12 protein-coding genes are annotated in these 15,492 nt (G+C 37.2%); 5 read left to right on the forward strand and 7 right to left on the reverse strand.

The genetic code is table 11. From position 1 onward, the window contains the following. Nucleotides 1-59 precede the first annotated feature (59 nt). From uxaC to K9M53_RS08330, 3 genes are all read left to right on the forward strand, one after another. A complete protein-coding gene (gene uxaC, locus K9M53_RS08320) occupies nt 60-1,502 on the forward strand; it encodes a glucuronate isomerase (RefSeq protein ID WP_224013738.1) in 1,443 nt (480 codons plus the stop codon). A 100-nt stretch (nt 1,503-1,602) separates the two neighbouring features. Next, nucleotides 1,603-2,466 carry a hypothetical protein gene (locus K9M53_RS08325; RefSeq protein ID WP_224013740.1) on the forward strand — a complete coding sequence of 288 codons (864 nt, stop codon included), beginning with the start codon at nt 1,603-1,605 and terminating at the stop codon, nt 2,464-2,466. A gap of 15 nt (nt 2,467-2,481) precedes the next feature. Continuing rightward, nucleotides 2,482-2,892, forward strand: a complete 411-nt coding sequence (locus tag K9M53_RS08330) for a hypothetical protein (RefSeq protein WP_224013742.1) — start codon at nt 2,482-2,484, stop codon at nt 2,890-2,892. Here the strand turns inward: K9M53_RS08330 and K9M53_RS08335 are convergent. Together K9M53_RS08335 and K9M53_RS08340 are read right to left on the reverse strand one after the other, a co-directional pair. Then, a complete protein-coding gene (locus tag K9M53_RS08335) occupies nt 2,889-4,133 on the reverse strand; it encodes a hypothetical protein (protein WP_224013744.1) in 1,245 nt (414 codons plus the stop codon). The genes K9M53_RS08330 and K9M53_RS08335 overlap by 4 nt on opposite strands. A gap of 561 nt (nt 4,134-4,694) precedes the next feature. Further along, nucleotides 4,695-5,486: a S1/P1 nuclease gene (locus tag K9M53_RS08340; RefSeq protein ID WP_224013746.1), complete on the reverse strand. Its 792-nt coding sequence runs from the start codon at nt 5,484-5,486 to the stop codon at nt 4,695-4,697. Nucleotides 5,487-5,605: 119 nt separating this feature from the next. Between K9M53_RS08340 and K9M53_RS08345 the strand changes: the two genes are divergently transcribed. Continuing rightward, nucleotides 5,606-6,619: a sugar kinase gene (locus K9M53_RS08345; protein WP_224013748.1), complete on the forward strand. Its 1,014-nt coding sequence runs from the start codon at nt 5,606-5,608 to the stop codon at nt 6,617-6,619. Between the two features lie 10 nt (nt 6,620-6,629). On the opposite strand, the gene K9M53_RS08350 is transcribed toward K9M53_RS08345, so the two are convergent. Next, the gene (locus K9M53_RS08350; protein ID WP_224013750.1) at nt 6,630-7,457 is read right to left on the reverse strand and encodes a hypothetical protein; all 828 of its coding nucleotides are present in this window, start codon (nt 7,455-7,457) and stop codon (nt 6,630-6,632) included. Between the two features lie 135 nt (nt 7,458-7,592). Here K9M53_RS08350 and K9M53_RS08355 point away from each other — a divergent pair, with 135 nt between their 5' ends. After that, nucleotides 7,593-8,840 (forward strand): nucleoside permease, encoded by a 1,248-nt coding sequence (locus K9M53_RS08355; RefSeq protein ID WP_224013752.1) that lies wholly within the window; start codon nt 7,593-7,595, stop codon nt 8,838-8,840. 73 nt (nt 8,841-8,913) lie between these two features. On the opposite strand, the gene K9M53_RS08360 is transcribed toward K9M53_RS08355, so the two are convergent. The 4 genes from K9M53_RS08360 to dnaE form a co-directional block, all read right to left on the reverse strand. Beyond that, complete coding sequence (locus K9M53_RS08360) at nt 8,914-10,284, reverse strand: FAD-dependent oxidoreductase (protein WP_224013754.1); 1,371 nt, start codon at nt 10,282-10,284, stop codon at nt 8,914-8,916. Between the two features lie 439 nt (nt 10,285-10,723). After that, nucleotides 10,724-11,044 carry a thioredoxin gene (trxA, locus tag K9M53_RS08365; RefSeq protein ID WP_224013756.1) on the reverse strand — a complete coding sequence of 107 codons (321 nt, stop codon included), beginning with the start codon at nt 11,042-11,044 and terminating at the stop codon, nt 10,724-10,726. Between the two features lie 217 nt (nt 11,045-11,261). Further along, nucleotides 11,262-11,726: a hypothetical protein gene (locus tag K9M53_RS08370; RefSeq protein ID WP_224013758.1), complete on the reverse strand. Its 465-nt coding sequence runs from the start codon at nt 11,724-11,726 to the stop codon at nt 11,262-11,264. A gap of 92 nt (nt 11,727-11,818) precedes the next feature. Beyond that, entirely contained in the window at nt 11,819-15,439 is a 3,621-nt protein-coding gene (gene dnaE / locus K9M53_RS08375; RefSeq protein WP_224013760.1) for a DNA polymerase III subunit alpha, read from the reverse strand. Nucleotides 15,440-15,492 lie beyond the last annotated feature (53 nt).

The raw sequence follows: 15,492 nt of genomic DNA on the forward strand, positions 1-15,492 counted from the left end.
CGTTTTCTCTTTGTTTTCTTTGTTCCCTTTGTGTGAAACAAAAAATAAATCAGTGTGTAATGAAAAAATTTCTTGACGAAAATTTCTTATTAGAAAGTAAAACTGCACAGCAGTTGTATCATGACTTTGCAAAACAAATGCCGATAATTGATTATCATAATCACTTGCCTCCAGATCAGATCGCCAACGATATAAACTTTCAAAACCTGACGCAGGTCTGGCTTTATGGTGATCATTACAAATGGCGTGCAATGCGTACAAATGGCGTGCATGAAAGTTATTGCACCGGCGATAAAGATGATTATGCAAAATTTGAAAAATGGGCAGCAACCGTTCCTTATACGTTGCGTAATCCATTATATCATTGGACTCACTTAGAGTTGCAACGCTATTATGGTATCAATAAAATTTTATCGAGCGAAACTGCTAAAGAAATTTATGATGAAGCATCTGCAAAATTGCAGACAGCAGATTATTCCGTTCGCAATTTGTTGCGTATGGCAAATGTAAAAGTGCTATGTACAACAGATGATCCGATCGATTCATTAGAACATCATGCAAAAATTAAAGCAGATGGTTTTGAAATAAAAATATTGCCTGCTTTTCGCCCCGATAAAGCAATGAATGTGGATGATGTTGCAACCTTTAATACATACGTTGATAAAGTAGAAGCTGTATCAAATGTTTCAGTTTCATCTTACGATGATTATCTGAAAGCATTAAAAAATCGCCACGACTTTTTTGCTACAATGGGTAGCACTGTTTCTGATCATGGTTTGGAACAGATCTATGCTGAGGATTATACTGAAGCAGAGATCAGAACCATCTTCTCAAAGATCAGAAGTGGCAAGGCTTTGGACTATACAGAAAATTTAAAGATCAAATCTGCTTTCCTAGTTGAATTTGCAAAATGGGATGCTGAAAAAGGTTGGGTGCAACAATTTCACTTAGGCGCATTGCGTAATAACAATGCACGCATGATGAGATTATTAGGACCGGATACCGGTTGGGATTCTATCGGTGATTTCTCTCAGGGAAAAGCATTGGCTAAATTCTTAAATAAGTTGGATACAACAGATCAATTGGCTAAAACAATTTTATACAACCTCAATCCTGCAGACAACGAAGTAATGGCAACTATGATCGGTAACTTCAATGATGGTTCCGTTGCAGGTAAGGTTCAGTTTGGTAGTGGCTGGTGGTTCCTGGATCAAAAAGATGGAATGATCAAACAAATGAATGCACTAAGCAATATGGGCTTATTAAGCAAGTTTGTGGGTATGCTGACAGACAGTCGCAGCTTTATGAGTTATCCTCGTCACGAATATTTCCGCCGCATATTATGTAACATGTTCGGTAGCGAAATAGAAAACGGTGAATTGCCGAATAATATCGAATGGGTTGGTAAAGTAATAGAAGATATCTGCTTCAACAACGCTAATGCTTATTTTGGCTTTAACGCTGTAAATAAAATAACTGCTAAATCAGCAGCATTGGTTTAATAAATGTTTGATTTTATTTTTTAGTAAGCCGCCTTTATAAGCGGTTTTTTGTTGCGTTAAATTCCTTTTCTTTGCGCAAAATTTTGCTATGCGCTTAAGGATGTTTCCAGCCTTACTGGGATTGCTATTTATTGCCCAGTCTGCTCAATCTCAATTTTTAATGGATATGGTGGATACCAGTAAAGATATTGGTAAAGGCATGTTGTCTATTTATAAACGATTTGATTTCATACGGATGGGTGGTTATATACAACCGCAATTTCAGGTTACACAGGAGCCGGGCGCTAAAAGTTATGCCGGTGGCGATTTTGCGCCAAATGTAGATAATCGTTTTATGCTTCGCAGGGGACGTATCCGTTTTGAATATGCACACTTTGCTGAACAAACAGGACCGTCTGTACAATTTGTTTTCCAGTTTGATGGAACGGAACGAGGCGTTTTCATAAGAGACTTTTGGGGAAGAATATTTGAAAATAAATTCAAGCTGTTTTCTTTTTCAATGGGCATGTTTGCACGCCCGTTTGGATATGAGATAAACCTTGCTTCAAGTGATAGGGAAAGTCCTGAAAGAGGAAGGATGAGTCAAATACTAATGAAGACGGAACGGGATATGGGGGCGATGGTTTCCTTTGAGCCTCGCAGGCAAAAAGGGTTCTTACATTATTTCAAGGTAGATGCCGGCTTCTTCAATGGACCCGGATTAAATGCTCCTGCAGATTATGACAGTCATAAAGATTTTATTGCAAGGGTAGCGATCAAACCTTTTCATATCAATAAAAAGATAACTTTTTCTACGGGGGTGTCATTGTTAGATGGAGGCTTTCTGCAAAACACCAAATATGTGTACACATCCAATCGTGATCTAAGATCATTTACTATTGATTCATCACAGAATAATATAGGTAAGATCGCACCAAGAAAATATTATGGTGCTGATGTGCAATTGAAAATTAAAGATAAGTAAGGCTGTTTTACAGAATTGCGTGGAGAAATAATTATAGGAAAACAAACAGCTACAGCAGCTACATCTGAAACACCTGCAGCATTACTAACCGGTACCGATGCGTATTATGTAAGAAATTTTAACGGTGCTTACTTTTATTTTTTACAGAATATCTGCAACTGGCATCACCAGTTAGGTGTTAAATATGATTGGTATGACCCCAATACAGATGTAAAAGGAAATGATATTGGCAAAGCCGGAACTAATACCAATGCGACAGATATTAAATATTCTACTTTAGGTTTTGGATATATTTATTACATCAATGAAAACGTAAAATTGGTTGTATGGTATGATAGGGTTATGAATGAAACAACTCAAGTAACCGGTTATGCCACTGATGTAAAAGATGATGTATTTACCTGCAGGTTACAATTCAGGTTTTAAAATGCCCATCCCGCTGTAACATAAAGTGTTGTCAGGTCGCCTAAATAATACTCATAATTGGCAGCATCAGTAGGTAAGCTATAATCTACCAATAACATTAACTTGTTTGCCAGCAAGATGCTTGTTTGTAAATTAAAAGACATTTCTAATGATGGCAGTTTATCTATAATGATTCCGTTATTTCTGTTGTCTTTCTTAATTGCTTCATTATTGTTTATATAACTAACACCAAGTCCTCCTGCTAATCTCCACGATAGTGTATTTGCCTGCACAATATTATATCCGGCATATGATATTAAGGAAGCTTTAAAACTTGATCTAAAGGTAAAAGTTTGATCGTAATAAGAGGGCCCACCTGTTTTATAGGTGCCACTATGATCATAAGAAGATACATTTAGTTGGGGTGAAAAAGAAAGTCTTCCAAAGTTTCTCTGAGTTGGAATAATTGCTCCAGCTATAAAAACCGGGCTTATAGATGTATTGTATTTTGCTAGCACAACAGGGAGCGTATTGTCACCGGAAACAGAGAATGAGTTAACAGCAATACCTCCGGAGATAAAATATTTTATTTTCTTTTTGTCCGCACTCTTTGATGTAATAGCAGCTGCAGGCGTATTATAAATAGTTTCTAAAAAATTTGCCAGGCTCAATTCATCATATTTAAGTTCGTTTACTTGAATTTTTTTATCAGCAATTTCAGCGGAAAAAACATTGGACAATTGCTGTTTATAAATATCTCCTTGAACAAATGCTGAAGTTTCTGAAATATAGCCTTTGTATTTTAATTCCTGTATTGGCTCATTTTTATACTTATAGAAATAATTTGTTCGTTTGGCATCCTGCAATTCAAATAGCTGAAATTGATAGTTGATGAAAATAATTCTTAAAAAGCAAGAGATAGCTTCTATCTGATCAGAAGAATCCGTTGTTGCTGTTTGTAATTCTGTTGGATTAAGCAAGCGAAACCCGGAATAGCTTACATAAGAATCGTATCCTTCTATTGAAAGATATTTACAGTTATTGGCAGTAAGTATTGTTTTAGTATCATTAGTCCCTATAAAAGTTACGTTGGCTGGGTTGTTTCCCCACTCTTTATAACCGGGGAAGCAACCTTTAATAGTGTCTCCGGAGGTAGTAATATAATAACCGGGTATTTTTTTATCAGTTTGTGAAAAACAAATAAAGGGAGAAAAAACTAAAAGGCATAGGAAGGTATTCAGTAAGGTTGATTTGTTGTTCATTTATAAGGTATTTTGGATGAAGATAAAGATTTATTAAATATAGAGAATAGGGGGTATGAATTTTTAAAGCTCAAGTAAGAAAATGAATAATACAAAAACGGTCTATTATCTAACAGACTCTTCTTTTTGTTTTTTGGAGGGTCTGGTCTTACGATAGAAATAGATTATAATGCCAATAATTATTGAATAAAAGTAGGCATCTAAAAAAAGCCCGATGAAATACGTTTGCCAATTGTAATTGGTGGTGTACCTAAAAAAATGGTAGATCAACTGCATAAAAGGAAACGAGAAAACAACGTATATATCGGAAAGAAAATGTTGAATAAAGCCGGCTTGTGCTCCATCTTTGTCAACACTGTCGGCTCCTAAAAAAGACAGGCAAGCCAATAAGAAAATAAAAAACGCACGTATAGTGATTCTTAAAAAATTTATGCTTTTAAAAAAGCGTTTAATCCTTCTCCGACGCTTACCATAAGCCATAACAGCAAAAGTTTAATTAAATGTATGCTATCAAAGGGCAGCTTGATCTTCTGTATAAAAATACATTATTTTAAGGGAGTTTTATCCGAAAATCTCATTCAATATACCCGCTAAACGTACGCCTGCTTTTAAGAGTTGAGCATTTATAATATGTATGTTATCATAGTTATACCGGTATCCTAATTTAGGGTTATCCAAACTAACGCCATTGTATATTTTCACTGCCAGCTCATGCGATTCAAAAACCCAATCGTAAAGTGGTGTTTTTTGCCATTGAAGTTTTTGAGATGGTGTAACATAATTAATAGCACCAGCATATTCGGTATAGCTTAATTGCTGAAAATCTATCAGCTTTTCATCCCATACAGAATGAAGATTGGTTTGCTCTTTGAACCATTGAACTTTAATTTTATTACCTCCCCAATCTTCTTCACGACTAACATGCAAAGGCTGATGAACATCACCTACAAAATGGACCAATAAACGCAGGTACATTTGCTGCTTGTCTTTTGCCAGGTTCTTTTTCTTCAATTCTTTTATCAAGAAATTTATTTCTGTATAAACATCTTTAGCTGTATCGGTCAATAAATATTTTTTTAGTTGTACTTCATTAATGCTGTCAGTCAAATTAATATAATGATAATCGGTCAGGTAGCTGTATGAAGAATCAGAACGTATAAAATCAGCCCAATTACTAGACATCGCAATGGATTCGTTGCCTAATATGGTTTTTATTGCCAGTTTTGCTTTTGGCGTTAAGTAGCTTTCTGCAATTTGTCCAACTATTCTGTGTCCCAATACTCCCCATGCCATTGCATTAAACGAGCTGTAAAAAAGTAAGCCTGTTAATACCAATTTTTTAAGTGATCTCATGCTGATTTATTTTGGCAACGTTATCGTAATTATTCAAGCTAAGTTATGAATTAGTTATTGCCTTTTTGTTAACTTGTAATATAATTGCGAACGGTTCAGCTTAGATAAATTTTTATTCAATGGCTAAGAAGAAAGTCCTTTGTTTTGGAGAATTATTATTACGTATTTCGCCCGCTGTTAATGCTACAGCAGAGAAAAATCCTGTATTGGTATATGTAGGTGGCGCCGAAGCCAATGTAGCAACAGCTTTGGCAGGCTGGGATGTTCCGGTAAAATATTGTACGGTGTTGCCGGATAATTTTATGGCTCGTCACATGCTGCATTATTTAGAGTATCATAATATATATACATCGTCTGTTTTATTTTCTGGCAACCGTATTGGTTTGTATTATTTAGAAAGAGGAGCAGATCTGAAAGGAAACATGGTGTACGACAGGGATCATTCTTCTTTCTCTGAATTAAAACGTGGCATGATCGATTGGGACAGGGTTTTGCACGATGTGTCCTGGTTTAATTTTTCTGCTATTAGCCCTGCATTGAATGAGAACGTTGCAGATGCTTGCCTGGAAGCGCTCGAAGCTGCATCGAAAAAAGATATTACTATTTCGGTAGATCTAAACTATCGCTCCCGTTTATGGAAATATGGCAAACACCCAATTGATGTAATGCCTGCATTGGTAGAACATTGTGATGTGGTTATGGGGAATATCTGGAGTGCGAATACTTTATTAGGAATTCCTGTTGATGAGCATATCCATGATAAAAAAAGCAGGGATGCTTATTTGTCACATGCAGTTGAAACATCTAAGCAGATCATCCAAAAATTCCCCAAGTGTAAAACCGTTGCCAACACTTTTCGTTTTGACAGCAAGGATAATGACATCTTATATTATACCAGCTTATTTACAGATAATAAAGAATTTCATTCCCAGGAATTTACCTGTCATGGTGTAGTGGACAGGTCGGGTAGTGGGGATTGCTTTATGGCAGGATTGATCTATGGATTATACAATCAACATGCTCCACAGGAACTATTGAATTATGCATCTGCAGCAGCTTTTGGTAAACTGCAGGAATTTGGCGATGCAACGGGGCAGGATGTATTGACCGTTTCTGAAATGAGTAGTAAATAAAACTTTCTGGTTAATCCCAGCTTGCAAACTTAAAACCTAAAGTAATCAGCCAGTCTCCCTGGAGGATCTTCGGTTTATACAAATTTCCTCCTATATCGTATTCATCGTAATTAAAAGCTCGCGTGGTACCAAACTTTGCAAAGAGAAAGGTGTTATTTCGTTTATTTTTATCCTGATCAATCAATACATCTAATGCAACACCTGCCTGGTAAGCCAATGTTGTTGAAGTAGCAAATACAGATCTATTATTCAGTACAATATTACTAATGTTTGTATAGTTAGGATTGAAGTCTGATGGCTTTGAGTATTCCAATGATGAATTACGCAATGAAAACCCTAGATATGGATATAAGTTTACTTTTAATGATTTTATAAAATCATATCCCCAATCAAATTCAAGTAAGCTCGATAGAGATACTTTTATTGACTCGTTTTCTTTAGTTGCGTTATTGTTTAATCCTATTACAGCGAAATAGAAATCGAACATACGTCGCTTCTTTTGGCTGCTTATGCCTATACCAAATCTTGATGAAAATGGATTCAATTTAGTAAAGCCGCTTTGTGTAATGCTGTTATTCAAATTGCTGTAATCAGAGTGGAGCATATCGCCAAATAAAGAGAAGGCAATATACCCATGTCCTTTTGAGCGTAAAGAATCGATCTTTTTTACCAATTTTTTGTATTGCTCCGTTCCAACTAATGAATCATATGCATGTATGCGAAGTGCAGAAAGTTGGCGTTCGTAAATTATTAATGAAGTTCTTTTAGATTCGGGAACTTTTTGAGCCATTGTAAAGAATGGGAGCAGCAGTAAGGAAAACAAAATTATTTTTTTCATGTAGAGTTTATTGAATTGCCATAAAGATATGAGATAGAACTAAGAAGAGCGTTTAAGTTAATATCAATACTTTCAAAATATATCTTATCTTCCGTTACCAAACTTTTTCTATTTTTTATTTTTAAAACTGCTGCTATGGGTATTAAGTTTAGGCTTACTGTAATGAATTTTTTAGAGTTTTTCATTTGGGGTTCCTGGTTAATTTCTTTGGGAGGGTATTTGTTTAATGTATTACATTTTACAGGCATCCAGGTTGGCAGCATCTATGGAACAATGGGTATTGCCTCTTTATTTATGCCTGCATTATTAGGTATAGTGGCAGACAGGTGGGTAAATGCAGAAAGAGTATTAGGCTTGTGTCATATCATTGGTGCCGTTTTATTATACCAGGCTTCAAAAGCAACCAGCTTTAGTTCTATCTACCTGATTATGTTCTTAAATTCAATGGTATTCATGCCTACCATTGCTTTAAATAATACAGTTTCTTATATCGTTCTTGAAAACAGGGGATTTAATATCATAAAAGATTTTCCGCCAATACGGGTTTGGGGAACTATTGGTTTTATTGTTGCCTTGTGGGTGGTGGATTTTAGCGGTTGGACAAACAGCCCGCTTCAATTTTATATCAGTTCTGTTTCTGCTTTGTTTTTAGGTATCTATTCATTTACGATCCCACCATGTCCGCCTGCTAAAACAAAAGAGAAAAAAAGTTTGGCAGCTTCATTAGGCTTAGATGCATTTGTTCTTTTTAAAAATAAGAAAATGGTGATATTTTTTATTTTCTCAATGTTGCTGGGTGCTGCTTTACAAATAACCAATGTTTATGGAAGCGCCTTTTTAAGAGACTTTGCTAACGTTAAGGAATATGCCAATTCTTTTGGAGTGATACATTCTAATCTTCTAATTTCCATTTCACAGATATCGGAAACTTTATTCATTCTTACTATACCATTCTTTTTACAGAAGTTTGGGATTAAACGTGTAATGATCATAAGCATTTTTGCCTGGGTGTTGAGGTTTGGCCTGTATGCTGTTGGCAACCCGGGTAGCGGATTGATATTGTTAGTGCTTTCTATGGTCGTTTATGGAATGGCGTTCGACTTTTTTAATATTTCCGGTTCATTATTTGTAGAAAAAGAAGCCGATATTAAAATAAGGGCAAGTGCACAAGGTTTATTTATGCTGATGACGAATGGCATAGGAGCTTTCTTAGGAACATTGATAAGCGGCGAAGTGGTAGATCATTTTACAGCGAATGGTGTAAAGGATTGGACAAGCATCTGGTTTTGTTTTGCAGGATATGCGCTGGTTATCGGTTTGATCTTTCCTTTAGTATTTAAATATAAACACGATCCCACGCAGATTGCAGCAATAAAACATTAAGCAGTTTTTCAATTCCCGATCAGGATTAGAAGATGTAAAGAGCTTATTTAGCAGTTCAATAGTGAAATGAATATCAAGCTTTGGGAGTCTTTATATGTTCCGGGCGCACGCCCATACCAACTACCCGTGCAGGAATTCTTTGTAATACAGGAAACCATTTTAATAATTTAAAAAAGAAGGGGAGCTTTGTTTGTTTGGTAAGATCTGTTTTTCGTTGTATAATTCCATTCTGAATAAATACCTGCACCTTTTGAATGATCCTTGCAGGAAACATTCTTCTTTGCTGCACCTGTTTTAAAATATCGATCGTGATGGGTTGTTTATCAAGCAATGGCTTGTATAAGATATTTGCGGTAGCTACAGCATCCTGTATCGCCAAATTTATTCCCACACCGCCAATGGGCGACATCGCATGTGCGGCGTCGCCAATACATAGCAGTCCATCGCAATACCATTGTTCTAAATGATCGATGGCAACACTTAATAATTTTACCTGTTCCCAGTCTTTTAATTCATCCACACGGTCACTTAAAAATGCAGCAGTGGCAGCTACTTCTTTTTGAAAGGATGTTATATTGTTTTGCTTGATCTTTTCATAACCATCTTTTGCAATTACATAGGCACATTGCCAGTATTCACCTCTTTGCAATAGCACCATCATTCTTCCCATGGCAAAACGACCAAAGGTTTCTACCGGGTCTATTTTTTTTCTTGATAAACGAAACCACAGCACATCGATAGGAGCGCCGGTGGTTGACACTTTTAAGTTTGCCTGTTGCCGTACCGTAGATCGTCTGCCATCTGTCCCTATCACTACATTAGCAGAAACGGTAAGCATACCGTTGGGCGTAACAGCTTTAATACCGGACACTTTACCATTCGTTTTTACCAGTTCGGTAACATTGGCTTCCGTCAACAATTTAAAGTTGTTATATTGTTTAGCTTGTGTGGCGATAAAATTTAAAAAATCCCATTGAGGCATTAAACCCAATACAGGCTTTGCTAAGGGTAAATAACTGAAATCGGCTATCTGCACGGTAAAATCATTGTACTGACCTTTTAAGGTAGTTACTTCCTGGTGAGGCACTTTTAAGAAATCATCTAAAATATTCAGCTCGTGCATTAACTGTATGGTGGAAGGATGAATGGTATCTCCTCTGAAATCACGCAGAAAATCTTTATGCTTTTCCAGTACAATAACGTTAACGCCCGCCCGGGCTAATAAAAATCCTAACATCATCCCTGCAGGACCGCCACCGCAAATACAACAATCAGTAGTCATTGTAGAAAGATCATCCATACAGCATTTGTTTATTGTTTTAAAATTACAATAAACTGAGGTGAAAATAATGATGATATACCTGGCAGAGCAATTGTACATGCTCTTGGTCAATATTGACAACATCCCTTGCAATGTTTGCGGACCAGCCGGAAGAAAGAACATTGTCGCCGGATATTTATACAGTGCCTCCGTCAGAATATACAAAGGAGGGTGTAAATATATACAGAGGCTCCGTCAACATGAACATCGCCTCTGTCAACGTTGTAAACGCCGTTTGCAACATTAACAATTGCTCCGTCAGAATGTACAGAAGGGTTGTATAAATGGTAAACGACGTTTTACATTTATACAATGTGGGTGGAATACATAAAGATCAATGGAAAATTTAGTAATGATGCTTTACATTAACTCTTAGTCAACGTTTAAATCTTCAATAAGAATGGGTAATAAGAAAGGGCTTTGTGTACTGAAGATATGTGAATGGTGATGAGTTGGATTTGAAACAAAGTCAGGAATAACTATTGATAACCGTGACAATATGAAATGCTTTAAACAAAAAAGGCTGCCTTTTCAGACAGCCTTTACAATAGGTTTTCCTTAATTAGTTCATGTGTTGCTCGATCTTTTTAACAAAGTTTGCTTTTGGCTGAGCACCCACTAATTTATCTACAACCTGCCCGCCTTTTACAAAAAGGATAGCAGGAATACTTGTAATACCATAGTTCATAGATACCTGCGGATTGTGATCAACATTTACTTTACCAATGTTTACCTTACCGTCGTATTCTTTAGATAATTCCTCGATAACAGGACCGATCGCACGGCAAGGACCACACCACTCAGCCCAAAAATCAACTACTGATAATTTATCTGAATCAAGTACTTTTTCCTTGAAGTTCACATCTGTTAATTCTACTGCCATATTAATTTATTTTTAAGTTTTTGTGATTAAAGAGGAACAAATTTACATCCAATTTCTTAGATGCGCTGTAATGACATATTCACAAAACATTTGTCAGTGTGAATTGTTCAAAAATGGTCATTATTTCATGAAAAATACAGACTTTTAGCATCGAGTTATGTGTATAAAAAAAGGTTCAGGAAATGCCCGAACCTTGTCTTTTTTGAATATTGTCTGCTTAAAATGTTTGAACGTATTTGCCGGAAGCTTTTAAAATGGTAGTACCTGTAATATCCGGTGTCATAGATATATTGGTAAACGTAGCCACATATTTTCCATTTACAATAGTTACCACTACTTTATCGCCGGAAGCTCCTGTAGAAGTATAATGAGCAAAAGGGTTTTCATTATCTATTTCAACAAAGCACTGTGAACTGGTTGAAAGGTCAATGCTGCTGACAACCGTATATGTTCCAGCAACAGGGGCTTGCGTAAAATCAATATCAAAGCCACCATTGCCACCACCCGCACTAAGAATATTATCATTAGCAACTACTCCTATACTGCTGGTATTGGTTTTACCGTCAATGGTCCACGAGCTTTCGCCGGTTGTGCCGGTTCCGGGATCGGTACTGTCTTTTTTACAGCTAAATAATAGCGTTACACAGCATACGGCTAAGGCGGATAAAAAAACTTTTTTCATTTGTAAGTTGTTTTTTGGTTATAAATATTACAAATGAAAATATAAAATATGTGAGTAACAAAAAAAATTAAATTATTTGATAAGCATCAAGCTTATGCTGTTACCACGTTCACATCCAGATCGGGGTTATTATTTAGAAAGATCGCCATATCATCGTTCATGGTAAAGCCTTTTTCAAGCGTATACATACCTACTTTGTAATCGTTTCTTATATCTTTTAAATTAAAACGCAAGCCGGATTTGCCGGGATTTTGTCGAATATTGTTCTCTATAAAATCCACCATTTCCGGTTTAATGAATTGCGGCTCTATATTGATCACTATTTGCTTGGTAAGGGTAGGTTTTACCGTTTCGAGTAAATGGATTTTTGATAACTTAAACTCATATTGATCACTGTTGTAACGTTGTTTAAAAGCACCTTCCACCATTACGATCATTCCTTTTTCCAAATAGTTCGTGTATTTCACATAATCTTCGCTCCATAGCATGAACTCACTTTTATCGCTGTAATCTTCAATGGTCAATATGCCGAAATTCTTTCCTGTTTTGGTTACCCGGTGTTGGGCATCTATTACCAGACCTGCTACACGAAAAGCCCTGTAAGGGTTAGGATGTGTTGCCACGGCTGCTTTAAATTCGTTGTATTCTGCTAAAGAGGTAATATTATAATGTCTCATCTCAAACTTAAAGTTATCCAGCGGATGCCCGCTCATGTACATGCCCGTAACTTCCTTTTCAAAATCAAGTTTTACCGATAGCGGCCAAGGCTCGCAAATAGGTAATTTTGGTGCAGCGATCTCAGGCATTTGCAGGTCGCCAAATAAAGTATTGGTAGCACTGGATGCCTGCGATTGAAAAATGTTCCCAAACTTTACGACTTTCTCCAAACCGGGAGAATCGCCGGGAACCTGGAAGAAGTATTGCGCCCGATGAATGTCTTTATAACAATCAAAAGCACCGGAGTACGCCAAGCTTTCCAGCGATTTTTTATTTACAGTTCTAAGGTTTGCCCGCTTTACCAGGTCGTAAATAGTAGTGAAGGGACCACGTTTGCCTCTTTCTTCAATAATACTGTCAATAGCAGCTTCACCTACGCCTTTTAATCCGCTGAAGCCAAAGCGTATCTCGCCTTTATCATTTACAGCAAAGCCGCTTTGCGATTCATTGATATCCGGACCCAATACTGTAATGCCCATGCGTTTGCACTCTTCCATAAAGAAGGTGATCTTATCAATGCTGCCGGCATGGTTTAAAACCGCCGCCATGTATTCACTTGGATAATGCGATTTTAAATAAGCCGTTTGATAGGCTACAAATGCATAGCAGGTGGAATGTGATTTATTAAAAGCGTACTGTGCAAATGCCTCCCAGTCCGTCCATACTTTTTCCAGGATATCTTTAGGGTGTCCTTTGCCGGTAGCTCCTTCAATGAACTTCACTTTCATTTTATCCAGCACCGCTTTTTGTTTCTTACCCATTGCCTTACGCAATACGTCGGCATCTCCTTTACTAAAGCCTGCCAGCTTTTGCGAAAGCAACATCACCTGTTCCTGGTAAACTGTAATACCGTAGGTTTCCTTCAGGTATTCTTCCATATCGGCAAGATCATAGACAACCTGTTTCTTGCCATGCTTTCTATCTACATAATCAGGAATATACGCCATCGGACCGGGGCGATACAAGGCATTCATAGCGATAAGATCATCAAATTTATCCGGCTTTAATTCACGCAGATACTTTTGCATACCAGCACTTTCAAACTGGAATGTACCATTGGTATCGCCTTGTTGATAGAGCTGGTATGTTTTTTCATCATCCAACGGAATATCATCGATCGCTATATCTACATTATGATTTTCCTTTATCAGCTTTAATGCAGTTTTAAGAATGCTAAGGGTTTTTAAACCCAGGAAGTCCATTTTAATTACACCTGCCTCTTCGATCACACTGCCTTCAATTTGTGTGATCCATAATTCCGATTCTTTGGAAGTGGCTACCGGTAATAGTTCTGTCAGGTCTTTCGGTGCAATGATAATACCTGCGGCATGGATGCCGGTATTGCGAACAGAACCTTCCAATACCTCAGCTTCATGTAATATCTTGCTGAGTACGTCAGTGCCATTATATATCTCACGCAGTTTTTTTACATTCTCAATATCATCCGCTATCAATGCTTCTTTTTCTTCCAACGATTTCTCGCCGTCTTTTGCTTCCTTAGCAGTAATAGGAGCCTTTAATAATCTTTTTAAAACAATACCCGGACGTTCAGGAACCAATTTGGATAAAGCCCTGCTCTCCGGCAAAGGCAGATCCATTACACGGGCAACATCGGCAATGCTCGATTTAGCAGCCATGGTACCGTAGGTAATAATTTGTGCTACCTGGTTCTTACCATATTTCTGAACAACGTAATCAATTACCTTTTGGCGTCCTTCATCATCAAAGTCCGTATCAATATCGGGCATTGACTTACGTTCGGGATTTAAGAATCTTTCAAAAAGTAAATTGTATTTTATGGGATCGATATTGGTAATGCCGATGCAATATGCTACCACACTGCCAGCCGCAGAACCACGACCGGGACCTACAAACACACCAATTTCCCTGCCTGCACGAATGAAATCACTTACAATTAAAAAGTACCCGGCAAACCCCATGTTACGAATAACTTCCAGCTCAAACTTTATGCGTTCTTCCGTCTCGGGAGTTAATATTTTATAACGATCTTTTGCACCCGACCATGTTATGCTTTCTAAATAATCATCCTGCGATTTAAAGTTAGCAGGCACCACAAAATTGGGCAACAGGATATCACGTTTTAGATCCAGTATTTCAACCTTATCTACAATTTCATTGGTGTTGTCAATTGCTTCGGGTAAATCATCAAACACAGTTGACATTTCCTGCGTGGTCTTAAAATAAAACTGGTCGTTGGGAAATGCAAAGCGTTTGTTTTTAATTAAAACGTCATCATCAGTAAATTCACGAAGGGCAGGAGTGGCTTGTTTTTCGCCCGTATTAATGCACAACAAAATATCATGCGCATTAAAATCTTTTTGATCAACATAATGAGAATCGTTGCTGGCAATAACTTTTACATTATACTTTTTGGCATACTTTAATAGTATCTCGTTTACCTTATCCTGTTCAGGAATACCGTGGCGTTGCAACTCTACGTAATAATCCTGCTGAAATATATTCAACCACCATTTGAATTCATTCTCGCCTTCTGCTTCGCCTTTTTTTAATATAGTTTGAGGCACTAAGGCGCCAAGACAACAAGTGGTTGCTATTAACCCCTCATGGTACTTATGAATAAGCTCTTTATCGATACGCGGATACTTGGAATACATTCCTTCGATATAACCAAGGGATGTAAGCTTTACGAGGTTCTTATAGCCAACATCATTTTTGGCCAATAGTATTTGATGGTGTCGCGGATCTTTTTCTTCCTTGCTGAAATTTTTGCGGGTGCGGTCTTGTGTAATATAGAACTCGCAACCAACAATGGGTTTTATTTTCAGCGTTCCATCATCGTTCTTGTGATTATAGGCTTCTTTCACAAATTCAAAAGCGCCGAACATATTACCATGGTCGCTTATGGCCAGTGCCGGCATACCGTCTGCAATAGCCTTTTTATATAAGGATTTGATAGGAGCAGCCCCATCCAGCAAAGAAAACTGCGTATGTACGTGAAGATGTGAGAATTTCATTTACCCCAAGCCTTTTTAAATTGTAGAGCTTACAAATATCGTTCATAACAAGG

It is taken from the genome of Ferruginibacter albus (assembly GCF_020042285.1).
Taxonomy (GTDB): Bacteria; Bacteroidota; Bacteroidia; order Chitinophagales; family Chitinophagaceae; genus Ferruginibacter; species Ferruginibacter albus.

Coding starts and splice junctions, on each gene's coding strand:
- K9M53_RS08370 (WP_224013758.1), bottom strand. CDS start 11,726: ATGAAAAAAGTTTTTTTATCCGCCTTAGCCGTATGCTGTGTAACGCTA.
- K9M53_RS08350 (WP_224013750.1), bottom strand. CDS start 7,457: ATGAAAAAAATAATTTTGTTTTCCTTACTGCTGCTCCCATTCTTTACA.
- K9M53_RS08340 (WP_224013746.1), bottom strand. CDS start 5,486: ATGAGATCACTTAAAAAATTGGTATTAACAGGCTTACTTTTTTACAGC.
- K9M53_RS08345 (WP_224013748.1), top strand. CDS start 5,606: ATGGCTAAGAAGAAAGTCCTTTGTTTTGGAGAATTATTATTACGTATT.
- dnaE (WP_224013760.1), bottom strand. CDS start 15,439: ATGAAATTCTCACATCTTCACGTACATACGCAGTTTTCTTTGCTGGAT.
- uxaC (WP_224013738.1), top strand. CDS start 60: ATGAAAAAATTTCTTGACGAAAATTTCTTATTAGAAAGTAAAACTGCA.
- K9M53_RS08355 (WP_224013752.1), top strand. CDS start 7,593: ATGGGTATTAAGTTTAGGCTTACTGTAATGAATTTTTTAGAGTTTTTC.
- trxA (WP_224013756.1), bottom strand. CDS start 11,044: ATGGCAGTAGAATTAACAGATGTGAACTTCAAGGAAAAAGTACTTGAT.
- K9M53_RS08325 (WP_224013740.1), top strand. CDS start 1,603: ATGTTTCCAGCCTTACTGGGATTGCTATTTATTGCCCAGTCTGCTCAA.
- K9M53_RS08335 (WP_224013744.1), bottom strand. CDS start 4,133: ATGAACAACAAATCAACCTTACTGAATACCTTCCTATGCCTTTTAGTT.
- K9M53_RS08360 (WP_224013754.1), bottom strand. CDS start 10,284: ATGTTCTTTCTTCCGGCTGGTCCGCAAACATTGCAAGGGATGTTGTCA.